27 protein-coding genes are annotated in these 23982 nt (G+C 68.1%); 14 read left to right on the top strand and 13 right to left on the bottom strand.

Going from position 1 to position 23982, the window contains the following annotated elements; genetic code table 11:
• The first annotated feature begins 20 nt into the window (after nt 1-20).
• Nucleotides 21-1670, top strand: a complete 1650-nt coding sequence (locus tag TSH64_RS09120; RefSeq protein WP_109096474.1) for an L-aspartate oxidase — start codon at nt 21-23, stop codon at nt 1668-1670.
• Nucleotides 1655-2488 carry a carboxylating nicotinate-nucleotide diphosphorylase gene (gene nadC / locus TSH64_RS09115; protein ID WP_109096473.1) on the top strand — a complete coding sequence of 278 codons (834 nt, stop codon included), beginning with the start codon at nt 1655-1657 and terminating at the stop codon, nt 2486-2488. Before TSH64_RS09120 ends, nadC begins: the two co-directional genes overlap by 16 nt.
• Nucleotides 2489-2547: 59 nt before the next feature.
• Here nadC and TSH64_RS09110 read toward each other — a convergent pair whose 3' ends face one another.
• Together TSH64_RS09110 and TSH64_RS09105 are read right to left on the bottom strand one after the other, a co-directional pair.
• The gene (locus TSH64_RS09110; RefSeq protein ID WP_109452444.1) at nt 2548-3102 is read right to left on the bottom strand and encodes a carbonic anhydrase; all 555 of its coding nucleotides are present in this window, start codon (nt 3100-3102) and stop codon (nt 2548-2550) included.
• 590 nt (nt 3103-3692) lie between these two features.
• Entirely contained in the window at nt 3693-4865 is a 1173-nt protein-coding gene (locus TSH64_RS09105) for a mandelate racemase/muconate lactonizing enzyme family protein (protein WP_109096472.1), read from the bottom strand.
• Between the two features lie 150 nt (nt 4866-5015).
• On the opposite strand from TSH64_RS09105, the gene TSH64_RS09100 reads away from it, so the two are divergent.
• From TSH64_RS09100 to TSH64_RS09090, 3 genes are all read left to right on the top strand, one after another.
• Entirely contained in the window at nt 5016-6008 is a 993-nt protein-coding gene (locus tag TSH64_RS09100; RefSeq protein WP_109096471.1) for a LysR family transcriptional regulator, read from the top strand.
• Nucleotides 6009-6154: 146 nt separating this feature from the next.
• Nucleotides 6155-6385, top strand: coding sequence for a hypothetical protein (locus tag TSH64_RS09095; RefSeq protein ID WP_109096470.1), 231 nt, complete (start codon nt 6155-6157; stop codon nt 6383-6385).
• A 130-nt stretch (nt 6386-6515) separates the two neighbouring features.
• A complete protein-coding gene (locus TSH64_RS09090) occupies nt 6516-7106 on the top strand; it encodes a hypothetical protein (protein WP_109096469.1) in 591 nt (196 codons plus the stop codon).
• 59 nt (nt 7107-7165) lie between these two features.
• Here TSH64_RS09090 and TSH64_RS09085 read toward each other — a convergent pair whose 3' ends face one another.
• Nucleotides 7166-7600 (bottom strand): flagellar export protein FliJ, encoded by a 435-nt coding sequence (locus tag TSH64_RS09085; RefSeq protein WP_098736188.1) that lies wholly within the window; start codon nt 7598-7600, stop codon nt 7166-7168.
• The gene (gene fliI / locus TSH64_RS09080) at nt 7597-8934 is read right to left on the bottom strand and encodes a flagellar protein export ATPase FliI (protein WP_109096468.1); all 1338 of its coding nucleotides are present in this window, start codon (nt 8932-8934) and stop codon (nt 7597-7599) included. The genes TSH64_RS09085 and fliI overlap by 4 nt, the downstream gene beginning before the upstream one ends.
• Nucleotides 8935-9203: 269 nt before the next feature.
• On the opposite strand from fliI, the gene TSH64_RS09075 reads away from it, so the two are divergent.
• The 4 genes from TSH64_RS09075 (at nt 9204) to TSH64_RS09060 (ending at nt 11006) form a co-directional block, all read left to right on the top strand.
• The gene (locus TSH64_RS09075) at nt 9204-9944 is read left to right on the top strand and encodes a response regulator transcription factor CtrA (protein ID WP_098736190.1); all 741 of its coding nucleotides are present in this window, start codon (nt 9204-9206) and stop codon (nt 9942-9944) included.
• Between the two features lie 259 nt (nt 9945-10203).
• Nucleotides 10204-10413 carry a cold-shock protein gene (locus tag TSH64_RS09070; RefSeq protein ID WP_012977930.1) on the top strand — a complete coding sequence of 70 codons (210 nt, stop codon included), beginning with the start codon at nt 10204-10206 and terminating at the stop codon, nt 10411-10413.
• Between the two features lie 113 nt (nt 10414-10526).
• A complete protein-coding gene (locus TSH64_RS35620) occupies nt 10527-10733 on the top strand; it encodes a hypothetical protein (RefSeq protein ID WP_158285363.1) in 207 nt (68 codons plus the stop codon).
• A gap of 48 nt (nt 10734-10781) precedes the next feature.
• Nucleotides 10782-11006, top strand: coding sequence for a hypothetical protein (locus TSH64_RS09060; protein WP_109096467.1), 225 nt, complete (start codon nt 10782-10784; stop codon nt 11004-11006).
• A gap of 126 nt (nt 11007-11132) precedes the next feature.
• Here TSH64_RS09060 and TSH64_RS09055 read toward each other — a convergent pair whose 3' ends face one another.
• From TSH64_RS09055 to TSH64_RS09035, 5 genes are all read right to left on the bottom strand, one after another.
• Nucleotides 11133-11972, bottom strand: coding sequence for a protein-glutamate O-methyltransferase (locus TSH64_RS09055; RefSeq protein ID WP_109096466.1), 840 nt, complete (start codon nt 11970-11972; stop codon nt 11133-11135).
• Nucleotides 11969-13135: a chemotaxis response regulator protein-glutamate methylesterase gene (locus TSH64_RS09050; protein ID WP_109096465.1), complete on the bottom strand. Its 1167-nt coding sequence runs from the start codon at nt 13133-13135 to the stop codon at nt 11969-11971. The genes TSH64_RS09055 and TSH64_RS09050 overlap by 4 nt, the downstream gene beginning before the upstream one ends.
• A 64-nt stretch (nt 13136-13199) precedes the next feature.
• Nucleotides 13200-13565, bottom strand: a complete 366-nt coding sequence (locus TSH64_RS09045) for a response regulator (RefSeq protein ID WP_109096464.1) — start codon at nt 13563-13565, stop codon at nt 13200-13202.
• 89 nt (nt 13566-13654) lie between these two features.
• Complete coding sequence (locus TSH64_RS09040; protein WP_109047908.1) at nt 13655-14155, bottom strand: chemotaxis protein CheW; 501 nt, start codon at nt 14153-14155, stop codon at nt 13655-13657.
• Nucleotides 14152-16935, bottom strand: a complete 2784-nt coding sequence (locus TSH64_RS09035; RefSeq protein WP_109096463.1) for a chemotaxis protein CheW — start codon at nt 16933-16935, stop codon at nt 14152-14154. The genes TSH64_RS09040 and TSH64_RS09035 overlap by 4 nt, the downstream gene beginning before the upstream one ends.
• Nucleotides 16936-17155: 220 nt before the next feature.
• Here TSH64_RS09035 and TSH64_RS35815 point away from each other — a divergent pair, with 220 nt between their 5' ends.
• Nucleotides 17156-17329 carry a hypothetical protein gene (locus TSH64_RS35815; RefSeq protein WP_174474538.1) on the top strand — a complete coding sequence of 58 codons (174 nt, stop codon included), beginning with the start codon at nt 17156-17158 and terminating at the stop codon, nt 17327-17329.
• 27 nt (nt 17330-17356) lie between these two features.
• Here TSH64_RS35815 and TSH64_RS09030 read toward each other — a convergent pair whose 3' ends face one another.
• The gene (locus TSH64_RS09030) at nt 17357-18052 is read right to left on the bottom strand and encodes a histidine phosphotransferase family protein (protein ID WP_109096462.1); all 696 of its coding nucleotides are present in this window, start codon (nt 18050-18052) and stop codon (nt 17357-17359) included.
• Nucleotides 18053-18174: 122 nt separating this feature from the next.
• Here TSH64_RS09030 and TSH64_RS09025 point away from each other — a divergent pair, with 122 nt between their 5' ends.
• The 3 genes from TSH64_RS09025 (at nt 18175) to TSH64_RS09020 (ending at nt 20513) form a co-directional block, all read left to right on the top strand.
• Nucleotides 18175-18354, top strand: coding sequence for a DUF3553 domain-containing protein (locus tag TSH64_RS09025; RefSeq protein WP_109096461.1), 180 nt, complete (start codon nt 18175-18177; stop codon nt 18352-18354).
• A gap of 105 nt (nt 18355-18459) precedes the next feature.
• Nucleotides 18460-18582 (top strand): hypothetical protein, encoded by a 123-nt coding sequence (locus tag TSH64_RS36585; RefSeq protein WP_282188101.1) that lies wholly within the window; start codon nt 18460-18462, stop codon nt 18580-18582.
• Nucleotides 18583-18707: 125 nt separating this feature from the next.
• The gene (locus TSH64_RS09020; protein ID WP_109096460.1) at nt 18708-20513 is read left to right on the top strand and encodes an ATP-binding protein; all 1806 of its coding nucleotides are present in this window, start codon (nt 18708-18710) and stop codon (nt 20511-20513) included.
• Nucleotides 20514-20525: 12 nt separating this feature from the next.
• Here the strand turns inward: TSH64_RS09020 and TSH64_RS09015 are convergent, their stop codons facing one another.
• The gene (locus tag TSH64_RS09015) at nt 20526-21437 is read right to left on the bottom strand and encodes a DMT family transporter (protein WP_109096459.1); all 912 of its coding nucleotides are present in this window, start codon (nt 21435-21437) and stop codon (nt 20526-20528) included.
• 107 nt (nt 21438-21544) lie between these two features.
• Nucleotides 21545-22600 carry an esterase-like activity of phytase family protein gene (locus tag TSH64_RS09010; protein ID WP_199237516.1) on the bottom strand — a complete coding sequence of 352 codons (1056 nt, stop codon included), beginning with the start codon at nt 22598-22600 and terminating at the stop codon, nt 21545-21547.
• 246 nt (nt 22601-22846) lie between these two features.
• Here TSH64_RS09010 and TSH64_RS09005 point away from each other — a divergent pair, with 246 nt between their 5' ends.
• Nucleotides 22847-23560, top strand: coding sequence for a histidine kinase dimerization/phosphoacceptor domain -containing protein (locus tag TSH64_RS09005; RefSeq protein WP_098736200.1), 714 nt, complete (start codon nt 22847-22849; stop codon nt 23558-23560).
• On the opposite strand, the gene TSH64_RS09000 is transcribed toward TSH64_RS09005, so the two are convergent.
• A complete protein-coding gene (locus TSH64_RS09000) occupies nt 23557-23970 on the bottom strand; it encodes a NifB/NifX family molybdenum-iron cluster-binding protein (RefSeq protein WP_109096457.1) in 414 nt (137 codons plus the stop codon). The genes TSH64_RS09005 and TSH64_RS09000 overlap by 4 nt on opposite strands.
• Nucleotides 23971-23982: the final 12 nt, after the last annotated feature.

Raw genomic sequence — 23982 nt, 5'->3', positions numbered from 1 at the left:
GGGAGAGTCAGGAGTCCCCCATGACCTCCAGCACACCTTACGATGTCCGCGATGCCGAGGTGATCGTCGTCGGCTCCGGCCTTGCCGGGATGACCGCGGTGCTGCAACTGGCGCCCCGCGCGGTCACGCTGATCACCAAGACCGCCGGACTGCCCGGCGGCTCCAGCCTCTACGCCCAGGGCGGCATCGCCGCCGCTGTCGGTCCCGGCGACCGGCCGGAGGACCATGCCGCCGACACCGTCGCCGCCGGGGCCGGTCTGGTCGATGCGGCGATGGCGGCCCTGCTGACCCGCAACGGCGCCGCCGAGGTTCGCCGGCTGCTGGCGGACGGCCTGCCCTTCGACCGCGCGCCCGACGGCTCGCCGCTGCTCGGCCGGGAAGCCGCGCATGGCGCGGCGCGCATCGTCCATGCCGGCGGCGACGCCACCGGCCGCACCCTGGTCACCGCCCTGGCGGACCGCCTGCGCGCCACCCCGTCGGTGCGGGTGGAGACCGACGCCTTCGCCGTCGATCTCGTGCTGCGCAACGGCCGGGTCTGCGGTCTGCTGGCCTGCCATGGGCAGGGCTGGGTGCTGCACCGGGCGCCGCGCGTGATCCTGGCGACCGGCGGCATCGGCGCCGCCTTCGCCCGCACCACCAACCCGGCTGAGGCCACCGGCGACGGGCTGGCCATCGCCGCGCGGGCCGGTGCCACTCTCGCCGACCTGGAGTTCGTCCAGTTCCACCCGACGGCGCTGGCCGTCGATGCCGACCCGGTGCCGCTGCTGACCGAGGCGTTGCGCGGGGCGGGCGCCCTGCTGCTCGACCGCCAGGGCCACCGCTTCATGCCGGACGAGCATCCGCTGGCGGAACTGGCGCCACGCGACGTGGTGGCCCGCGCCATCGGCCGGCGCGTCGCGGCGGGGGAGCCGGTGTTCCTCGACCTGCGCCCGGCGCTGGCCGCCAAGCCGGACGGCTTCCCCACCGTGCTGGCCCTCTGCGCCGAGCATGGGCTGGATCCTTTCGCGGAGCCGATGCCGGTGGCGCCCGCCGCCCACTACCATATGGGCGGGGTGGTCACCGACGCCGACGGGCGGACCAGCCTGGAGGGGCTGTGGGCCTGCGGCGAGGTCGCCTGCACCGGTGTCCACGGCGCCAACCGGCTGGCGAGCAATTCCCTGCTGGAGGCGCTGGTGTTCGGCGCCCGCGTCGCCCGCGACGTGGCCGAGCGCCCGCTGGCGCCGCTGCCGCCCTTCGCCCTGCCCCGCCCGCCGGCGGTCGCCGCCGATGTCGGCCATGCCCTGCTGGACGCCATCGGGGCGGAGGCACGGACGGCGCTCTATGACGGGGCCGGTCTGGTCCGCAACGGGCTGGGGCTGCTGGCCGCCCGGCGCAAGCTCGACCGGCTGGCGGCGGCGCTCGACATGCTCCGCTGCGAAGACGGCGACACCCACGACACCGTCCAGGCTCCGCCGGACATCGTCCGGCACTGGGGCGAGGCCCGCAACCGGCTGCTGGTCGGCCGTCTGGTCATCCATGCCGCCCTGGCGCGGGAGGAAAGCCGCGGTGCCCATTGCCGCAGCGACCATCCCCTGCCGAACCCCGCTTCCCTCTCCCGCACCCTGACCCTCAGCGACCTGGCCGGCGCCGCCGGCCCCCTGCCCGGAGACGCCGCATGCTGCATCCTCTGACCGTCGAGCCCATCGTCCGCGCCGCCCTGGCGGAGGATCTGGGCCGGGCCGGCGACATCACCACCGACAGCATCATCCCGGCCGACGCGGTGGCGACCGCCCGCATCGCCGCCCGCAAGGACGGCCGCGTCGCCGGGCTGGAGGCGGCGCTGATCGCCTTCCGCCTGCTCGACCCCGGCATGTCGGTGACGGTGGAGCGCGCGGACGGCGACGACGTGCTCTCCGGCGGCACCATCGCCACCCTGACCGGCAAGGCCCGCGCCCTGCTGACGGCGGAGCGCACGGCGTTGAACCTGATGGGCCGGCTGTCCGGCATCGCCACCGCCACCCGCGCCCTGGTGCGCGAGGTGGAGGGCACGAAAACGCGCATCGTCTGCACCCGCAAGACCACCCCGGGTCTGCGCGTTCTGGAGAAGCATGCGGTCAAGCTGGGCGGCGGCTTCAACCACCGTTTCGGGCTGGATGACGCCGTGCTGATCAAGGACAACCACATCGCCGTCGCCGGCGGCGTGCGCCCGGCGGTGGAGCGCGTCCGCGCCGCCATCGGCCACATGGTCAAGGTGGAGGTCGAGGTCGACACGCTCGACCAGCTTGACGAGCTGCTGGGCCTGCCGGTCGATGTCGTGCTGCTCGACAACATGGACCCGGACACGCTGCGCCGCGCGGTGCGGATGGTGGATGGCCGTTTGCTGACCGAGGCATCGGGCAACGTCACGCTCGCCACCGTGCGCGCCATCGCCGAGACCGGCGTCGACATGATCAGCTGCGGCTGGCTGACCCACAGCGCCCCGAACCTGGACCTGGGTCTGGACATGTGACGGCCGCCTGCCGGCACTCCTTCCTCGGAACCGGGGCAGGAGTGCCGGTCATCCTGCCGCTATGCCGCCATCGTCTCGACCTTGCCGTCGAGATCCATGATCAGCAGTTCGACCTCCAGATCGGGATGGCGCTGTTTGGCAATCGTCCGGAGCTTCGTCAGATACTGGCCGTGCACGTCGCTTTCCCGGCGCGGGTCACCGGCCAGATCGAGGTTAAGGAACGCCTTGTACGCACCGCAATCGCGGTGATCCATGACGATCAGCCGCTTCACATGATGCAGGTCGCGGGCGATCTCCACCTCATCCCAGAAGGCTTCGCCCCAGGCCGGCTTCTTGTCGTTCAGCGCGCCCAGGCTGGCACCGGCCAGGACGATATGGTCGTATTTCTCCTTGAGACTGCGCCCTTCCATGTACTCGGCCACCCGCGCCATCAGCCGGTAGTCCATGCAGGTCAGCAGCAGCGTGTCGACCCCCCCGGCCTGCGCCGGGCGGCTCATCATCATCGGCGCCATCAGCGTCACGCCGGCGCCCAGCGTCGCCAGCTTCAGGAACCCGCGGCGCGAGCTGTGTTCGCCCTGGCAGCAGCCATGGTGATGACCGGTCGAGTGATCCATCTTGCCCTCCAACACGCCTCGAACCCATATCGAGGTTTCACGCGCAATGGTGGCGGCAAATTATTAAAAATTACGACATAAGGTATATCACCATATGGAAAAGCAATAAAAATCCATTCGTACAGTACTTTTCGAATAGCCCCCGCCACAACCGATTTTCGCCCTCCGCTGTCACATGGACCAAGTCACAGAAAGCGCGGCACAAAGAAAACGGGCCGCCCGGTGAGGGGCGGCCCGTTCCTGTGCATGGATTTTCCTGGTCGTCAGCGTTCGGCCGTCACCCGCCGCGCGTGCTGCTGGGCGCCGGTGTTCCAGCAGACCCGACGGTGCTGGAGGCCGGCGGCGGCGACGCGCTCGCGCTGTGGTTGGGCGAACAGTCCGCGTTGGCGATCCCCGCCGTCAGGAGAGTGGCGAGACCGAACAAAACGGCGACGACCGGACTGGCTCCATGAGACATTGGATCACCTCCTTTCTGAAACGTTGCGACCTCCAACAGATTGACACAGTAAATCGCTCGGTCAATGGCCGAATCGACCATTGGCGATGCCGTCTCCCAATGGAACAGGTCCGGACCTTGAACCTGAGTGCAGTTATCTGGTTTCCAGCAGCCCGCTCATCGTCGCGAACAGTTCCGACTTCGCCTCGAAACCGACGCCGGGCAGATCGGGCAAGCGCACGCGGCCATCCTCGACTGCGATACCGTCGGCGAAACCGCAGAAGGGCTTGAAGACGTCCGGATAGGATTCGTTGCCGCCCAGATGCAGGCCGGCGGCGATGTTCAGCGACATCTGGTGCCCGCCATGCGGCACCACCCGACGGCTGGACCAGCCATTGTCTTTCAGCATGTCCAGCGTGCGCAGATACTCGACGAGTCCATAGCTCAAGGCACAGTCGAACTGCAGCCAGTCGCGGTCGGGCCGCATGCCGCCATGGCGGATCAGGTTGCGGGCATCCTGGTGGGAGAACAGGTTCTCGCCCGTCGCCATCGGCCGGTCGTAATGGTTGGCGAGTTCGGCCTGCAGCGCATAGTCCAGCGGATCGCCGGCTTCCTCGTACCAGAACAGGCCGTAGGGCTTCAGCGCCTCGGCGTATTTGATCGCGGTGGCGAGGTCGAAGCGGCCATTGGCATCGACGCACAGGTTCTCGCCCGACCCGACCACCTCCAGCACCGCGTCGATGCGGCGGAGATCCTCCTCCAGCGGTGCGCCGCCGATCTTCATCTTCACGACCTTGTAGCCGCGGTCGCGGTAGCTGCGCATCTCGTCCTGAAGCGCCGTCACATCCTTGCCTGGATAGTAATAGCCGCCCGCCGCGTAGACCCAGACGCTGTCGTCGGCCACCCCACCGCGGTAACGGTCGGCCAGCAGGCGGTAGAGCGGCACGCCGGCGATCTTCGCCACGGCATCCCACACCGCCATGTCGATGGTGCCGACGGCGACGGAGCGCTCGCCATGGCCGCCCGGCTTCTCGTTGGTCATCAGCCGCGCCCAGATGCGGAACGGGTCGAGGTTCTCGCCGGTGTCGTCGAGCAGGCTGTCGGGTGCGGCCGACATCAGCCGGGGGATGAAGCGCTCGCGCAGCAGCCCGCCCGCGGCATAACGGCCGTTCGAGTTGAAGCCGTAGCCGATCACCGGCTTGCCGTCGCGCACCACGTCGGTGACCACCGCGACGACGCTGCACGTCATCTGGCTGAAATCGATGAAGGCGTTGGCGATGTCGGACTTGATGCCGGCGGTCTGCTCGCGGATTTCGACGATGCGCATGGCGGTTCCCCTTGCAGCGTGGTGGCGCGTTTCGTGCCGGCACTGTAGGGATGTTGCGGGCCGCCGGGCCAATGCCAAGGTCGGAACGCATCATGCGGGTTCGGCATAAGGGCACCGGGCCGGGCCGGCAGACGTGACGAAGATTGGGCGATGGAACTCTCCTGGCTCGACGATTTCCTGGCGCTGGTGGATTGCGGCAACTTCTCCCGCGCCGCCGACATGCGCCACCTGACCCAGCCGGCCTTCAGCCGCCGCATCCGCGCGCTGGAGGATTGGGCCGGCACCCCGCTGTTCGACCGCAGTGGGCAGCCGGTGACCCTGACGGAGGCCGGGCGGCGCTTCCGCCCCTTCGCCGACGAAACCGTGCGCCGCCTGCTGCAAGGCCGGGAAGAGGCCCGGCTCGCCGCCCAGTCGGAAGCGGCGACCCTGCGCTTCGCCGCCACCCATGCGCTGTCGCTGACCTTCTTCCCCTCCTGGCTGCGGGCGCTGGAGGCGCGGGCAAGGCTGGGCGCCATCACCCTGTCGTCCGACAGCATGGAGGCCTGCGAGCGGCTGATGCTGGCAGGCCAGGCGCAGTTCCTGCTCTGCCACGCCCATCCGGCGGCGGCCGGCCGGCTGGATGCGGAGTCCTTCCGCTCCGTCGTCGTCGGCGGCGACCGGCTGCTGGCGGTGACCGCCCCCGATGCCGGCGGCCGACCGCGCCATCTGCTGGCGGACGGCCAGGACACCGCGCTGCCGCATTTGTCCTACAGCCGCGAATCCGGCATGGGCCGCATTCTGGAGGCGGTGCGGGCGGCACATCCGCTGCCCAATGCGCTCGACACCGTCTTCACCTCCCACCTCGCTGCGGTCCTGCGCACGCTGGCGCGCGACGGGCGCGGCGTGGCCTGGCTGCCGGAAAGCCTGATCGCCGAGGATCTGGCGCGCGGCTCCCTGGTGCGCGCCGGCGTGCCGGCCGGCGACGAACGCTGGACCGTGCCGGTGCAGATCCGGCTGGTCCGCCCACGCGCGCGCCAGAGCAAGGCGGCCGAAAGCTTCTGGACGCTGGCGGTCGAAGCGGCGCTGTGGCGGAACGCCGAGTCGCCGCCGGAGCCCGCAGCGCAGGTTGCCGGAGCGGAAGCAACCGCCGAAAAAGAGTTGTGACCCTTTGCCCGCAAGTCACTTTGATCGTTGACATTCCCGGAAAAGCTTCTCCACCGAAGCGATTTCGCTGGCGCTAACCCTTTCGATCGGGCAAAATTTGCCTAGTTGGGTTGAGAAGCGTCGCGTCAGCGACCGGAGGAACGATCATGGGCGTCAGCAGCATTGGCGGAATTGGCGGCTATCAGCAGCAGCCATACGTCACCCCGCTCAGCAGCGGCCCCGCCGCGGCGCAGCGGTCGACCTCGCCCGTCGAATCCGCACAGGAAGACCAGACCGAGCGCACCCGCCGCCAGCAGGAGGCGCAGACGGCCCAGAGCGGATCCAGCGGCGGCAACACCACCGCCACCCGCGGCCAGAACCTGAACATCACGGTCTGATCCATACCGGATCACACGACAGGTCCGGTGCGGCAGGGTCGGTCAAGGAGAGCATCGAGGGGCGGCGCCCGCCAAGGGGTTGTCCCAGGGGCAACGCCTGGAAAGCGGGCAAGAAGCGCAGGAGGCAGCGATGGAGATCCGTGGCGTTTCCAGCACGACGGCACTCCGCCCGACTGCTTTCCAGCCGACCGAAGCCGGCGCCGCTTCCCCGTCGACTCCAGTCCAGGCATCCGGCAGCGGAACCTCTGGCGAAGCGGAGAAATCCTCCGGAGCCGGCTTCATCAGCCCGTTCATGCGCTACGACCAGGGCGCGCGGGTGGCCGTGCTGTATTTCCGCGACTTCGACACCGGCGAAACCCAGGACCAGATCCCGTCCCAGCGCGTGGTTGAGGAATACCGCCGCACCGCCAATCGCCTGTCGCAGGAGGACGAGCGGAAAGCGGCAGCGGCGAAGAGCGGCTCGGACGGATCGCCCGGCGGCGCGGGGACATCGTCCGGCAGCGGCTATGGCGCAGCGGCGAGCGGATTCGGATCAACCGGCACGACGACCGGCACGGCGGCCAGTCCGTCGATCGGCGTGTCCTTCGCCAGTGCCCCCGGCAGCAGCGGGACGGCGGCAGGGTCAGCCACAGCAGCACCGACGACCGGCGGCGTCACACCGGCCGCGACGGGCGGATACGGCGGCGGGTCGCCGGGTGGACTGGTTTCGGTGACCGTCTGAAGGGCTTGACCGGGCAGCCTTGAACCGGGCAGCGCGTCCGATTGCCCTGCCCGCAAACCTTACCCCCCGGTCGCCTCCTCCTCCGCCTGCCGGCGCCGGAACCCCACCAGCGCGGTTTCGTCCAGCATCGCGGCCTCCTTGCGCTTCTGCTTGTCGCGCTCGCGCTTCAGCCGCTCTTCCTCGGCCAGTTCGTAGCGCTTCAACTCCTGGAAGGCTTCGGCCATCTCGTCGGTGGCGATGTTGATCTGCATCTCCACCTGCCCCAGCGATTCGCCCAGCTTGCGGCCGCGCTCCATCGCCGCCTGGGCGAAGTTGGAATAGGTGAAGGACACCGAAAAGTCGTCGCGCACCGTTTCCTGCTCGTGCACGATCTCCTGCTTCACCTTCTCGATCTCGTTGCGCAGCCGGTCGGCCAGCGTGTGGAGGTCCGCCAGGACGCGACGCTTCTCGTCCAGTTGCAGCTTTTGCAGGCGGATGATCGTCTTCAGGCTCATTGCGGCCACTGCACCCCAAAGATTTCAGCGAGCATGGCGTAGCTGGTCTCCAGATCGGTGGCCTCGCGCTTGCTCTGCTTCAAAAAGGCTTCCAATGCCGGCTGGAAGTGGATCGCCTCGTCCACCTGCGGGTCGGTGCCGCGGCGGTAGGCGCCCAGCCGGATCATCTCCGCCATGTTGTCGTAGGACGACAGCAGGCGCCGGGCATGGCCGACCAGCTCGTTCTCGTTCGCCGTGTTGCAGCCGGGCATGGTGCGCGACACGCTGCGCAGGATGTTGATGGCGGGATAGCGCCCGCGCTCGCCAATCTGGCGCTCCATCACGATGTGGCCGTCCAGGATGCCGCGCACGGCGTCGGCGATCGGCTCGTTGTGGTCGTCGCCGTCCACCAGCACGGTGAACAGGCCGGTGATGGTGCCCGATCCGACAACCCCCGGACCGGCGCGCTCGAGCAGGCGCGGCAGTTCGGCGAAGACGGTCGGCGGATAGCCCTTGGTCGTCGGCGGTTCGCCGGCCGACAGGCCGATCTCGCGCTGGGCCATGGCGAAGCGGGTGACGCTGTCCATCATGCACAGCACATCGCGGCCCTGGTCGCGGAAATGCTCGGCCACCGCCAGCGTCATGTAGGCGGCCTGCTTGCGCATCAGCGGCGCTTCGTCCGAGGTGGCGCAGACGACGACGCTGCGGGCCAGCCCCTCCTCGCCCAGATCCTCGGTGATGAATTCCTGCAATTCGCGGCCGCGCTCGCCGATCAGGCCGATCACCGCGACCTCCGCGGCGGAGAAGCGCGCCAGCATCGACATGACCGACGATTTGCCGACGCCCGATCCGGCGAAGATGCCCATGCGCTGGCCACGGCAGCAGGTGAGGAAGGCGTTGATGGCGCGGATGCCCAGATCCAGCTTCTCGCCTACGCGGGCCCGCGAATGGGCGTTGGGCGGCGTGTTGCGGATCGGCGTGCCCTGCGGCCCCTTGGGCAGCGGCCCCTTGCCATCCACCGGCTCGCCGAGCGCGTTGACGACGCGGCCGAGCCAGGCATCCGTCGGATAGATCCGCGCCTGATCGCCCGCAACCAGCGCCCGGCAGCCCAGCCCCACCCCATCCAGCGCACCGAACGGCATGGCGAGCGCCCTGCCCTGGCGGAAGCCCACCACCTCGCACGGGACCTGACGGCGGTCGCGCGTCTCGACGATGCAGCGGCCGCCGACCGACAGTTCCTTCTCGATCCCGCCGACCTCGACCATCAGGCCGGATACGGCGGTGACGCGGCCGTACCGGCTGGAGTCCGGGATTTGGTCGATGTCGCGGATCAACTGATCGATATCGAACGTCATGGATCGGATACCGGCATTTCCAGGGCAGGCGGTCCCAAGACGGGAGGCGCCTCTATTAAGTGGTAGCTCAGTGGACGGAGGGGACGTTAACCACCATGATCGCATCTTGCGATGGAAGGATTAACGTTGTGTAAGCGCTTGGCACTGGCGTTAAGCTGAATCGTCTGTTAACTTGTGTAAACGGGATGGTTGAAATCGGTCATCAAGGATCGGGGGCCATGTCCGGGGTCGGGTAGCGAAAGCGCGCCATCAAACGTCGGGATATCGCCATGAGGGTTCTGCTGGTTGAAGACGATTCCTCCGTCGCCAAAAGCATCGAGCTGATGCTGAACACGGAAGGTTTCATCGTCGATTCTACCGACCTGGGTGAGGACGGACTCGAGATCGGCAAACTCTACGATTACGACATCATCATCCTCGATCTGATGCTGCCGGACATCGACGGTTACGAGGTTCTTCGCCGCCTGCGCGCCGCGCGCGTGACCACCCCGATCCTGATCCTGTCCGGCCTGACCGAAATGGACAACAAGATCAAGGGTCTGGGGTTCGGCGCCGACGACTACCTGACCAAGCCGTTCGACAAGCGCGAACTGATCGCCCGCATCCAGGCCATCGTCCGCCGGTCGAAGGGCCATTCCGACAGCATCATCCGCACCGGCCGCCTGACCGTCAATCTCGACACCCGCACGGTGGAGGTCGACCAGTCGCCGCTGCACCTGACCGGCAAGGAATACGGCATCCTGGAGCTGTTGAGCCTGCGCAAGGGCACGACGCTGACCAAGGAGATGTTCCTCAACCATCTCTATGGCGGGATGGACGAGCCGGAACTGAAGATCATCGACGTCTTCGTCTGCAAGCTGCGCAAGAAGCTGGCCGCCGCGACCCAGGGCGACAACTACATCGAAACGGTGTGGGGCCGCGGTTACGTGCTGCGCGACCCGCACGAGGAAATCGTCGAAGGCAATCCCCCGCCGCCGCCGCGCGTGCCGCAACAGCAGGCCGCCGGCTGACGCTTCACCGGTTCTCCTTTTTCTTTTGCCCACCCCTCCACGCCCGGCCGTCTTTCACCTTGAAAGCCGGACCGGGCGTTCCCATACTTGGTGGGTCATTCTGCTTCGGACTGCGGGGCTTTCAAAAGCCCCCACGCTCAGCCCCTCTTTTTTCGCCATCGCAAAATTCGATCGCGAGCACCTGGGGGCCGCCAATCCCACACCCAGTCTGATGCGCCGCACCGGTGGTGTGGCGCCCTTTGCGTTATGGGAGACAGACATGCCCGTCGGCACCGTCAAATGGTTCAACAGCACCAAGGGCTTCGGTTTCATTCAGCCGGAAAGCGGCGGCCCGGATGTGTTCGTTCACATCTCCGCTGTCGAACGCGCCGGGCTGCGCAGCCTGGTCGATGGCCAGAAGATTTCCTACGAGGAGCAGCGCGATCCGAAGCGTGGCAAGACCTCGGCGGAAAATCTGAAGGCGGTCTGACCGCCTGACCGCCGACCTGCGGAAAAAGGGGCATCGGGAAACCGGTGCCCTTTTTCCGTGTTGAACAAGTCCCTGTCGCCCAGATGCAGGGCTCTGCCCAGAGGAGATCCGCGATGGCTTTCAAACCGAATTACAACCAGCAGCGGGCCGAGCGCAACCGGGCCAAGGAACAGAGGAAGCAGGAAAAGCTTCAGCGTCGCGAGGAAGGCGTCGCCGCCCGCCGCGCCGGCGATCCGGACGGGACGGAGAGTCAGGACGAGTCCCTGACGACCGATACCGACACGGATGCCGAGACCAAAACCGACACCAACAATGCCTGAACGGACGGCCGCAGGCGCGGCCGACCGCGACCATACGGAGGACAGGCCATGGCCCGTCAGAAGAAACAGCCCGTCGACAACGCGTTTGCGCTTTTCGACGTGATTTACCAGGACGGTGCGCGCACTTCGAACCGCAAGGTGCCGACCGCCGACATCGATCAGTTCGACCGCGAGAATTCCATCCGCACCTTCCTCGAAGCGCAGGATCGCAAGATCGCCGAAATGTCCGGCAATCCGCGCGGCCCGATCAAGTCGATCACGCCGTCGGCCTGAGAGTTGGTGCATTTTCCGGCTGTCATCCCCGCGAAGGCGGGGATCCAGCCGTCCGAACGATCGAGTTGGAAGCCTGGATCCCCGCCCTCGCGGGGATGACGTCCGTCAGGACAAGGATCCCAGGATTTACGCCACCTTGGCGCCGGCGGCCGAAAAGCCGCCCAGGCTGTAGAGACCGCGCTGGCCCTCCACCGGCTTGAACTTGTCGGTGATGCCCAGCACCGTTTCAGCACCGCCCAGATACAGAACGCCGTCCTGCGGCATCTGGCGGGAAATCGACTCCAGAACCTTCGCCTTGGTCGGCTGGTCGAAATAGATCAGCACGTTGCGGCAGAAGACGATGTCGAACTGTCCCAGCGCCGACAAATCGCCCAGCAGGTTCCATTCGCGGAACGACGCCATCTGGCGCAGTTGCTGGCTGATCTGCCACTTGTCGCCGTTCTGCTTGAAATGCTTCACCAGCATGGTGATCGGCAGGCCCCGCTGCACCTCGAACTGGGTGTAGATGCCGGCCTTCGCCCGCTCCACCATTTCCGCCGAGATGTCGGTGCCGACGATCTCGATGCGCCAGCCGGCCAGCTTCGCCGCCTCGTCGTTCAGGATCATCGACAGCGAATAGGCTTCCTGGCCCGACGAACAGGCGGCCGACCAGATGCGCAAGGACCGCTTGGCCGCCCGCGCCTCCATCAGCTTCGGAAGCACCAGCTGGCGGAACTGGTCGAAAGGCTTCTGGTCGCGGAAGAAGGACGACTCGTTGGTCGTCATCGCTTCCGTGATGTCACGCAGCAGCGCCTCGTCCTTGCGGGTGCGGACGGTGGTCGCCAGCTCCTCGAGGCCCTTCATGTTCCACTTGCGCGCCACCGGCATCAGCCGGGATTCGAGCAGGTACGCCTTGTCACGGGTGAGGACCAGTCCGGAACGCTGCTTGAGCAGCGTGGAGAACATGTCGAAATCTTCGACTCTCATGCTGCCCTCGAAGCGAGCTTGCGGATGTGGGGACCGATTTCCTTGAGCGGCAGGATGGCATTGCAGATGCCGGCTTGCGCCACGGCACCGGGCATGCCCCAGACCACGCTCGATGCCTCGTCCTGGGCGATCAGGGTGCCGCCGCCATTGACCACGTCGGTGCAGCCCTTCAACCCGTCCTGCCCCATGCCGGTCAGGATGCAGGCCAGGATCTTGCGGCCGCCGAAGGCCTTCAGGATCGACCGCATCATCGGGTCGACCGCCGGGCGGCAGAAATTCTCGGGCGGATCCTTGCTGAGAGCGATCACGTTGGCGCCGCCGCGCTGGGTCACCAGCATGTGGAAGTCGCCGGGCGCAATGTAGCAGCGGTTCTGCACGATCGGCTCGCCGTCCTTGGCCTCCCGCGCATCGATCCCGCATTGGCGGGTGATGTGCTCGGCCAGGATGGTGGTGAAGGTCGCCGGCATGTGCTGGGTGATCAGGATCGGCTGGCTGACGCCGGCCTTCAGGTGCGACAGCACCTCGAACAGCGCCTGCGGGCCGCCGGTGGAACTGCCGATGGCGATCACGTCCGGCTTGGTGGCGATGGTGCCGGCCGGAGTCGGCCGGGTGACGATCGGCCCGACCTCGCGCTTCAGCAGCCCCAGCGGAGCCGCCGGGGTCAGCGGCCGGATCTCGCCGCGCGAGCGCGATCCGGCGCGCCGGGCGGCTGCGCCCAGCGCCTTGACCTTGGCGACCAGCTCGCGCTTGAAGTCCTCCGCCCCGCCGATCTCGCGGGTGGAGGTCGGCTTCGGGATGTAATCGGCGGCACCCGCCGACAGGCAGCGGATCGACACGTCGGCCCCGCGCAGCGTCAGCGTGGAGGCCATGATGATCTTCACCTGCGGCGCAACCGCCAGCAGCTTCGGTATGGCGGTCAGCCCGTCCATCACCGGCATCTCGATGTCCAGCACGATGACATCGATGGAATTGCGCTGCAGTGAATTGACCGCCATCTGGCCGTCGCCGACGGAGGTGACGACGCGGATGTCCGGGTCCCCTTCCAGCGCGCGGGTCAGCAGGCCGCGGATGACGGCGGAGTCGTCCACCACCATGACCCGGACGGGATCCGGGTTGGCCGGTCGCGCGGTGGTGAGGGGACCTCTGCCAAAACTGTCCGACATAACGGCGATTCGCCTTTCAACTCGACTGGTTCAACGCTGGCTCTCCCGACATCCCGCCCCGGGGTCACAGAAGGCCGACCTGCGCGAACTTGGTCTGGATGATGTCGCTGTCGAAGGGCTTCATGATGTACTCGTTGGCCCCGGCGGACAGCGCCTCCTGGATGTGGGCAAGGTCGTTCTCGGTCGTGCAGAACACCACCTTGGGCTGTTCGCCCCCGCTCATTTTGCGCAACCGGCGCAGGAACTCGATCCCGGTCATCACCGGCATGTTCCAGTCCAGCAGGATGGCGTCCGGCATCTGCGCCGCGCAGGCTTCCATCGCCTGCTTGCCGTCCTCCGCCTCCAAGCAGGCGAAATTCAGCTCTTCCAGGATCTTGCGCGCGACCTTGCGGACAACGCGGCTGTCATCGACCACCAGGCAGGATTTCATTGCGGCAGGGCCTCAGGTCATCTGTTCGTCGGCAAAAGCCGGCCGGCCGGTGCGGCACCCTCCCCCGGAGGGCAGGGCGCCGCAAACCGTCAAGCCGTCTCGATGGTTGTGAAGTTGAGCAGACGGGGCACGTCCAGCACAACCATCAACTGACCGTTCAGCCTATAAATTCCGGTCGATACCTCGCGCCAACGCGGATCCAGGGTCGCCGGGTTGCGCTCGAAGTCCTCCTTGGTCAGGCTGAGCACCTCGCCGACCGAATCGACCATCAGGCTGTACAGTTCTCCGCGCAGGTCGACGACGATCGACATGCCGGGCTTGTCCTTCGGACGGCCGGTCAGGCCGAGCCGCAGGCGGACGTCGATGGCGGTGACGATGCGGCCGCGCAGGTTCAGCGATCCGGCGACCTCCGGCGGGGCCAGCGGGATGCGGGTGATCCGCTGATGGCCCAGCACGTCCTGCACCTGAAGGACCGGGATGCCGAACATCTGGTCGGCGATCGTCATGGTCACGAAGTCCTGGTTGCCGGAGACGACGAGATCGTCGCCCCGCGACTTGCGGACGGTGGACGGCAGCTTGGCGTTGCTCATGCGGCACCTTTCTGGTCGGTCAGCGTCTGCTGGAGCGCGAAGAGCAGCGCGTCACGGTCGAACTTGGCGACATAGTCGTTGAAACCGGCGATCCGGCCGCGGTCGAGATCGCGGGCGCTGGCGTGGCTGGACAGCGCCACCATCGGAACGCGCTGCCAGCGGCTGCCGTGGCGCACCGCCTCGGCGAAGTCGAAGCCGCTCATGCCCGGCATCTCGATGTCGGAGACGATGACGTCGAAGTCCTCGCCCGCCTCGCAGAGCGCCAGCGCGTCGCCGGCATTCTCCACCGCCGTCACGTCGTAGCCGGCGACCGACAGCAGCGGCGTCAGCAGGTTGCGGAAGAAGGGGCTGTCGTCCACCAGCAGCACGCGCTGCAGCTTCTCCTCCTCGAACCCCTCCTGGGTGGAGGAGCCGAACCAGTCCTTGTAGGCCTGGGTCAGGAAGAAGCCGGCGTCGATCACCTCGGTCGCCTTGCCGGCGATGATCGCCGACCCCATCAGGCCGGGACGCTCCGCGGCCAGCTGGACGTTCAGCTTCTCCTCCACGATGTCGACGATCTCGTCGACGATCAGGCCCATCGAGCGGTCGCCGTCGGCAAACACCAGCACCGGCTGGCGGCCTTCGTTGGCGACGACGAAGTTCGGGTCGATCGGGACCAGCGGCATCAGCTTGCCGCGGTACTGGACCACCGGCAGGCCGTTCGACAACTCGACCGTGGCGAGATCGACGTCCTCCAGGCGGGCGACCAGCGACAGCGGCACCGCCTTGGGTGCGCCCTCGCCGGCGCGGAACAGCAGGAGCGCCATCTTGTCCTCCTGGCGCTGGGTCTGGACCGCGGCAGCCTCCTTGCCGGCAGCCTCGCCCATCGCCATCTCGCCGGTGGCCGACGCGATGCCGTTGGGGTCCAGGATCATGATGACCGAGCCGTCGCCCAGGATCGTGTTGCCCGAGAACATCTCGATGTGGCGCAGGATCGGCGCCACCGGCTTCACCACGATTTCCTCGGTGTCGAACACGCGGTCGACCATGATGCCGAAGGTGTAGGTGCCAACCTGGGTGACGACGATGAAGGTCTCTTCCTCGGTCTTCTTGGCGCCCTCGCTGTCGTCCAGCCGCAGCAGCTGCTGGAGCGAGACCAGCGGCAGCAGGCGGTTGCGCAGGCGCAGGACCGGAGTGCCCTTCAGGCGCTCGATGGTGTGCTCGCTGTCGGCGGCGGCGCGCACCAGCTCGACCACGCTGATCTGCGGGATGGCGAAGCGCTCGCCGGCGCATTCCACGATCAGGGCCGAGACGATGGCCAGCGTCAGCGGGATCTTGATGACGAAGGTCGAGCCCTTGCCCTGGGCCGACTTGATCTCGATCGTACCGCCGATCTTCTCGATGTTGGTCTTCACCACGTCCATGCCGACGCCGCGGCCCGACACGTTGGTGACCTTGGCGGCGGTGGAGAAGCCCGGCTTCATGATGAACTGGATGATCTGCTGGTCGGTCATCGAGGCCAGCTCGCCTTCCGACGCCATCCCGTTCTGGATCGCCTTCTGCTTGATCCGGTCGATGGCAAGGCCCTTACCGTCGTCCTGGATCTCGATGATGATGTGGCCGCCCTCGTGATAGGCGTTCAGGGTGATGCGGCCGGTCTCCGTCTTGCCGGCCTTCACGCGCTCCGCCGGAATCTCCAGCCCATGGTCGGCGCTGTTGCGCACCATGTGGGTCAGCGGATCCTTGATCAGCTCCAGCACCTGGCGGTCCAGCTCGGTGTCGGCGCCGAGCATCTGGAGGTCGATCTTCTTGTTCAGTTCATGCGCCAGATCGCGCACCAGACGCGGCAGCTTGGCCCAGGCGTTGCCGATGGGCTGCATGCGCGTCTTCATGACGCCTTCCTGCAGCTCCGACGTCACATGGTTCAGGCGCTGCAGCGGTGCCGCGAACTCGCTCTCCTTCTGCGACCGCAGGATCTGGAGCAGCTGGTTGCGGGTCAGCACCAGCTCCGACACCATGGTCATCAGGTTTTCGAGCAGGTCGACGTTGACGCGGATGGTCTGGGCGGCGACTGCCGATTCCTTGGTCGCGGCCTCGGCGCCGGCATCGGCGGCACCGGCGTTGCCGCCGCCCGAAGCACCGGCCATCGGGGCGACCGGCGCCGGCACCTTGGCGGCGACCGGCTCGGCATCGGGCACGACGAGGTCGTGCGACTGGGCCGGCTCCTCGGCCGGCTCGGGCGCACGGGTGGCGACCGCGGTGCCGGCCGCCGGAGCGGGAATGTCGTTCGGGCCGGGCGTGGAGTTCCACAGCGCCTCAAGCTCGTCCATCGTCACCGGCCGGGATTCCGACGCGGCAACCGCAGGGGCGGTCGGCGGCGGGGGCGGCGGGGGAGCGGCTGCGGCCGGGGCGGGACCGCCCAGCTTGCCTTCGGCGCACAGGTTCAGCCGCTCGATCAGCGGCAGGTCGTCGCCGGGCGGTTCCGCCTCGGTCGCTTCCAGCACCGCCAGCAGGCTCTTGATGGTGTCCAGAGCCTGCAGGATCAGCGAAACGGCTTCCGGGTTGATCGTCAGTTCGCCATCGCGGAACTTGCCCAGCACGTTCTCCGACGCGTGCGCCACCTTTTCCAGGCGGGGCAGGCCGAGGAAGCCGCAGGTTCCCTTGATGGTGTGGACGAGCCGGAAGATGTTCGACAGCAGTTCCGGATTGTTGGGATTCTGCTCCAACCTGACCAGCTCGACGTCGAGCACCGAGAGGTTTTCGTTGGTCTCCGTCAGAAATTCGGACAGCAGATCATCCATGTCGCATTCCCCAGGCCCAATGTTTATGGTCCGCGCCGGCCTGCGGCTCGAACGGGCAGCATCGAAAGGCTGCCGGTTGCGCTCCAGTCCAGGTAGGGTGGGAGCCTGTCAAACACTGATTAAGAGAACCTTACCTCTTCCGATAGGGAGTCTTCCGGGAGCTGCTACCGGTAGGATCGGGGTTCCTTTGTCACAGCGTCCATTCTCACAGGGAGGATCGATGAGCGACGCCGAAATCGCCCAATCCGTGCGCGAAGCCGTGGAACGGCTCAACGCCGCGCTGGCGGAGGCCGCACGCCACAATCTGGCGATCACGCTGCGCACCACGGCCCACCAGACCACCGGCGGGGTGGAGCAGGTCGTGGTGGAGCCGCGGATTTTCAAACAGCTGTAGACGCGGCCGGAAGAGCGGCGGGACGCCTCACCACTCGGCGGTGAAGACCAGCCGCTCGCTGCTTTCGGTGGCGACGGCGATGCGGAAGCCGTCGCTTTCGGCCAGCCGGCCGGCCAGATAGGCGTGGATGGTGCGGGGAGTCAGCGCCCCGGCCGTCGCCGTTCCGGCAAGCGCCGCCGCGGCCTCCGGGTTCAGGGTGCCCGGCCGGCCGGCGGCGGTCACGGTGATGCGGCCCGCCGTCTCATCGCCGTCGGCGGCGACGGAGACCAGCCCGCCATGGGTCAGCGCCTCGTCCGCCAGCATCACCAGATTCAGCACCAGCTTGACCACGCCGCGGCGCTGGGCGGTCATGTCGTGGGGCACCCGTTCCGGCCAGTCCAGCCGGGTGCGTCCGCCCTCGACATAGCCGGCGGCGGCGGCACGGGCGTCGCCGAAGCCCTTCTGGTCGCGCCCCGCCACCCCATAGGCCAGCCGGAACACCCGCAGCCGGCGGTCGGCCTGGCCGGAGGAATGGTCGATCAGCTTCACCGCCTCGCCCAGGAACCCGCCGATGGAACCGCCCCCGGCAGGCCCGCCATCCTCGTCCTCCTGCATCTCCTCGATCAGCTCCAGCCCGTTGCGGATGGCGCCGACCGGGCTGACCAGATCGTGGCAGAGCTTCGACGCCAGCAGTTCCAGAACGCGGATGTCGACGCTGACGGGGAGGGAGGACGATTCGGTCACGAGGCAGACTCCGGTAAAAAGGAACGGCGACGGCGCGGCGCTGGAGATTCTATACTGTCCCGGCCCCGCCGCACAGGCGGTCGCATTTCCTATGTACAATAGTTCGATGGATGGGACCCGACATGGACGATTCGCTGGTGCCCGGCGCCTGGGTGCGCCACCCGGACCAGCCCGACTGGGGGCTGGGGCAGGTGCAGTCGGCCATCCGCAACCGCATCACCGTCAATTTCGAGCATGCCGGCAAAGTGCTGATCGACAGCGACGTCATCTCGCTGACGCTGGTCGGTCCCGACGAGATCTGAGCGGTTTCGGCCGGGCCTCCGGCGTTCGGGAAAGCGCGGATTGCGCCGCCACGCCCGCTTTGCTTTTATGCGACCGACGTCGCGCATGTGTCAGGGAGTGATGGAATGAAGGCAATGATCCTCGGCTTCGCCGCCGCGGCGGTGATCGCACTGGGCACGGCTGCGGTGCTGAACGCGATGGGGCACTCGACCGCGGAGCGCTATTCCAGCACTTCCGTCCGCCTTTGAGGGAACAGGAAACCCCTTAATTCTACGATAAGGCGACTTCCGGCCATTCCCTGCACGGTGTAGGATCGGGTGATCCGTGACCGGACATGGCGGGCCGTCGCTTGATCTCGCGTCTCAAAGGGGGAATGGGCGCATTCGGTGTGGCGCTGATCCTGGGCCTCAACGCCCTGGTCGGCCACGACCTGCTGCACCAGCGCGACGAGACGCTGGCCCGGGCGCGGGAGGACAGCGCGGCGATGGCGCTGGTGCTGGAGCACCATGCCACCGACAGCCTGTCCGGCGTGGCGAAAATCCTGGCCGGAATCGTCGAGGTCCTGGCCGTGCGCGCCGACAGCTGGGAGCGCGGCGACGCCGATGTCTTCGCCCTGCTGCGCCGTCAGGCGACGCTTTCGCCGCTGATCCGCGCCGTCCTGGTGGTGTCGGCCGACGGCAAACTGATCCACGACACCCAGACGCTGGAGCCGGCCGGCATCGACCTGTCGGACCGCGATTACCTGATGGCGCACCGCGACAGGCTGGTTCCCGGCGGCGCCGATGCGGTCTTCGTCGGCAACCCGGTGCGCGGCCGCACCTCCAACACCTGGTTCATCAGCATGAGCCGGCGGCTGGAGGCGCCGGACGGCCGCTTCGCCGGGGTGGCGGTCGCGGTGATGGAGCCGATGGCCTTCCGCAGCTTCTACCAGACGCTTCCCCTGTCCGGCGACGCGGTGGTCACGCTCTATCACGCCGACGGGCCGGTGATCGCCCGCTTCCCCGACCACGACAGCCACATCGGCCTGTCCGCCCACCATCTGCCGCTGTTCACCACGCTGCTGAAGCAGGCGCGGGTGGGCACCGAACTGCTGGACAGCGCCAGCGACGGGCCGCGCCGCATCCTCAGCCATCGCGCGTCGGCCGAGATGCCGGTGGCGGTGACCGTCTCGTTGTCGCGCGACGCGGTGCTGGCGCACTGGTGGTCGAAGGCGATGACGCTGGCGGTGGCCGATCTTGCCGGGACACTGGTGCTGGCGGCGATGACGCTCGCCCTGCTGCGCGAGGCGGGGCGGCGGGAACGGGCGATGGCCGATCTCCAGGACAGCGAGCGGGCGCTGCGCGACAGCCAGCAGCGGCTGATCCAGGACATCGCCGCCCGCCACCGGATCGAGGCCGAGCTGATCGCCGCCAAGCAGGTCTCCGACGCCGCCAACCGGGCCAAGACCCAGTTCCTGGCCAACATGAGCCACGAGCTGCGCACCCCGCTGAATGCCGTCATCGGCTTCGCCGAGGCGCTGGAAAGCGGCATCTTCGGCCAGATGTCGGCCAAGCAGACCGAATATGTCGGCGACATCCGCAAGTCCGGCCAGCATCTGCTGAGCCTGATCAACGACATCCTCGACACCACCAAGATCGAATCGGGCAAATATGTGCTGCATCAGGAGGATCTGCCGGTCGACGACCTGATCGGCGACTGCCTGCGCCAGATGGGGCCGCTGGCGGTGGAAAAGGGCGTGACCCTCACGTCGGCGCTGCCCGCCTCCCTGCCCATCCTCTATGCCGATGCCCGTGCGGTGCGCCAGATCCTGCTGAACCTGCTGTCCAACGCGGTGAAGTTCACCCCGCCCGGCGGGCGGATCGTCGTCGAGGCCGACCGGGTGGCGCGCAGCCTGCGCCTGCGGGTCAGCGACACCGGCATCGGCATCCCCGCCATCGAACTGGACCAGGTGATGGAGCCCTTCCATCAGGTCGACAACTCCCACACCCGCCGCTATGCCGGAACCGGATTGGGGCTGCCGCTGGTCAAGTCGCTGGTCGAGTTGCAGGACGGCCGCTTCGTGCTGTCGAGCGTGCTGGGCCGGGGCACCACCGCCACCGTGCTGTTCCCGCCCTCCCGGCTGCGCAACCGGTCGGAGCCCTTGCGGGCGCTGAAGCGGACACAGCCCGCTCCGGTGTGAGGCGGGGTGCCCTTATCCCCGCCGCGACTTGGCCAGAATGACCAGGGCGATGCCGCCCAGCACGGCGACCGACGACAGCGCCAGGACCGGCGTGATCCGCTCCCCCAGCGCCAGCACCGCAACAAGCGCGGTGATGACCGGAACGCTCAGCTGGACGGAGGCGGCACGGGCGGCGGTCAGGGCCGGCAGCGCCGCATACCAGATGGAATAGCCGACACCCGACGCCAGCGCCCCCGACAGCACCGCATAGACCAGCCCGCCCTGGTCCCAGCGCAGGCCGCCGCCGGACAGCGGCCCCGCCAGCGCCGCCGCCAGCGCCAGAACCGCCGCCATCGGGGCGGCGCGCAGGAAATTGCCGGCGGTGGTGGCGATGGGGTCGCGGCTGGCCCGTCCCAGCAGGGAATAGATCCCCCACGCCGCCCCGGCGGCCAGCATCAGCAGCGCCCCCAGCGGGTCCGGCGCCGACAGTCCGGGCGCCAGCAGCAGGGCCAGCCCGCCGAGCGCCAGCGCCAGCCCGCCCCATTGCAGCGGCACCAGCCGTTCGCCGCGATACAGCCCGGCCAGGATCATGGTGGCCTGCACCGCACCGAACAGCAGCAGCGCCCCGGTCCCCGCGGTCATGGTCAGATAGGCGAAGGAAAAGGCGGCGGCATAGGCCAGCAGCGCTGCCGCCCCGCCCCAGCTGCCGGCGCCCGCCTTCGCGTGCCCGGTGGCCCGGGCGATCAGCCACAGGCTGGCCGCACCGGAGGCGATGCGCACCAGGGTGAAGCCGGCCGGGTCGATGGCGGTCTGGGTCAGCGCCAGCCGGCACAGGATGGAGTTGGCGGCGAAGGCCAGCATCGCCAGCACGGTCAGCAGCGCCGCCCGCCCGGCCGTGGGCACCGCCGGAGCCGGAACGGCACCCGTCTTATCGCTTGCCACCACGATTGTTTCTCCTGCAACCAGTCCCGCCCAGCTAGCCGCAGAGCCATGGCCCTGTCAAACGCCCCGCGTCACCGGCCGTGTCCGACTTTGGTGGGACACCCTGGAGGTCACGACGAGGGGCCGTGCAGGGCGAACATCAGCAGGTAGGTGCGCTGGAGCGAACTGAAATTGTTGTCGGAGACCAGATAGACCAGCGTTTCCCCCGCCGGCCCCGGCCGGGTGGCGATGCCTTCGAAATTGTCGTTCACCAGCGGCGTCTCCAGACGCCCGAGTTCCTCGCCGTCCACCACCGCGCCGGCTGTCAACTGGCGCGCCGCCACCCGCACCAGCCGCGACGACCAGCCGCCCAGCAGCGACACCCGGCGTTCCAGCACCAGCACGCCGCCGTCCGGCAGCGGGGCGACGGAGGTCGGGCGGTAGCGCGGGGCCGTCCGGTAGGTAAAGGGCTGCCAGTCGGCGGCGCTCGCCGGCACGCCGTCCCTGGACGAGCCCATGCGGGTTATCCAGGCGCGGCGGTCCTGATGGCCGTCGTCCTTGCCCTCCTCGATGGTCAGCAGCCGGCCGTCGGGAAGCAGGGTCAGCGACTCCAGCCCGCCATTCTCCGGCGTGCTGTCCATGCCCGGCGGCATCGGAATCGGCGTGGGCGTGCCCGCCGGCCCCCGGTCGCTGCCATCGCCGCCCTTGTAGCGCAGGATGCGGTGGTCGCGCTCCAGCGACACCAGCCAGCCGCCGTCGGGCAGCCGCGTCAAATCCTCGGCATCGGTGCGGCGCTTGCGATGGGAGATCCCCTCCTCGACCGTCAAGGGACGGACATGGACCTCCGACACTCTGGCGAGCCGGCCCTCGGCGTCGGTTTGCAGCCGGCCGTCCACCACCAGCCCGGTGTCGCCGATGGCGACGAAGCGGTCGCCGGCCGGATCGATCCAAAGGCCGGACAGGCCGCCGACCCGCTCGCCCCCGGCGATGTCCAGACCGCCCAGAAAGCGCAACGGCCCGACCGCGACCTTGTCCGGCCGCCCGCGGTCGAGCGGCACCGCGGAGGCGGTGACGGAAAGGGGGCCGGGGGTGGGGTCGGAGTCGCCGCCGGCACCGACCACGGCGGCGCAACCGCCGGACAGGGCGACCAGCAGCAGGCCCCAGGCCAAGCTTTTGCGTATCGTCATCGGGGCACTCTTGCCAGTGCAACCGAGGGATACAATATTTCTTTTGGCTTTCTTTCGGTCGCGGCGTCAGACATACGGCAGGATGCAGCGTGAGCGCTACGCCACCTCTCTCATAACGGCCCGGTCATATCGGCTAGGCGCGGCGGGTTACTCCCTCAGAACCGGTGGGGCCTGCCGGACAAGCGCTTAGATTGACGAATGTTTTCGACGATCCTTACCCGTGACGATCGAGCCGAGTCCGTCCCCATGCCGATGCTTCCGCGGTCGCAGACCGCCTATTCTCCTCCGGACCAGACCGGCGACGGCATCGCGTCAGGCGTGTCCGGCCTGTCTCCGGCCGACCGGCTGACGGCGCGCATCCAGGAGTTGGAAGCCGAGCTGCGGGAGTTGCAGCATCGTGCCAAGAACAGCCTGCAACTGGTCATCAGCCTGCTGAAGCTGCAGGCCGGACGCATCCGCGATCCCGACGCCCGTGCCGCCTACGAGCAGACCATGGTCCGCATCGAGGCGCTGGCGATCCTCTACCGCCAGCTGCACGAGAGCGGTGCCGGCACCCATGTCGATCTCGGCCGCTATGTCACGGCACTCTGCGAAGCGGTGCGGGAAGGCACGCCGGGCGCCCTGTCGCGCGTGCCGGTGACCGTCAATTCCGACCCGATCCAGATCGGCCTGTACGAGGCGATGCCGCTCGGCCTGATCATCGCGGAGCTGGTGACGAGCTGCCTGCACCATGCCTTCCCCGACGACGGCTGGATCCGCATCACCGTGCGCCAGCAGGGCGACAGCGGCCGCGCCCGCCTGACGGTGGAGGACAACGGCCGCGCCCTGCCCGCCGGTTTCGACACCACCGCCGAGGACGGGCTGATGCTGGCCGAAGCGCTGGCCGGCCAGCTCGGCGACACGCTGTCCACCGACAGCGACGCCGCCGGCACCACGGCCAGCGTCAGCTTCCCGGTCTAAGTGCTCCCCCTCTCCCCGGCGGGAGAGGGGATTGCGTGCCCGTGCCCGTCACCGTCATGGTGCTCATGGGGATGCGCCGGTTCCGCCGCCGGCTCCAGCGTGCCGGCGAACCAGCCCTGGATCGCCCGCAGCGGGTCGGTTTCCGTCGTCGTCACCGGTTCGATGCCGCGGCGCTTCATGTGGGCGACGAAGCCGGCGCCCGACGATCCGGTGATGACCACCCGCACCGCATCGATGGGATGGGGCCGGCCGTCGCCGCAGAGGTGCAGCACCTCCTCCTCCCCCAGTTCGATCCGCCCGGCCTCCACCGGGGCGGTGCCGGCATCGGCCTCATAGACCAGGAAGCGGCGGGTGCGGCCGCCATGGGTGGCGATGGTGGCGAAATCCTTGGTGCCGATAGCGATCTTCATGCTCTGCGGTCC

It is taken from the genome of Azospirillum sp. TSH64 (genome assembly GCF_003116035.1).
Lineage (GTDB): Bacteria > Pseudomonadota > Alphaproteobacteria > Azospirillales > Azospirillaceae > Azospirillum.
The sequence above is the reverse complement of the archived record's forward strand: the minus strand, read 5'-3'. Positions and strand labels throughout refer to the sequence as shown.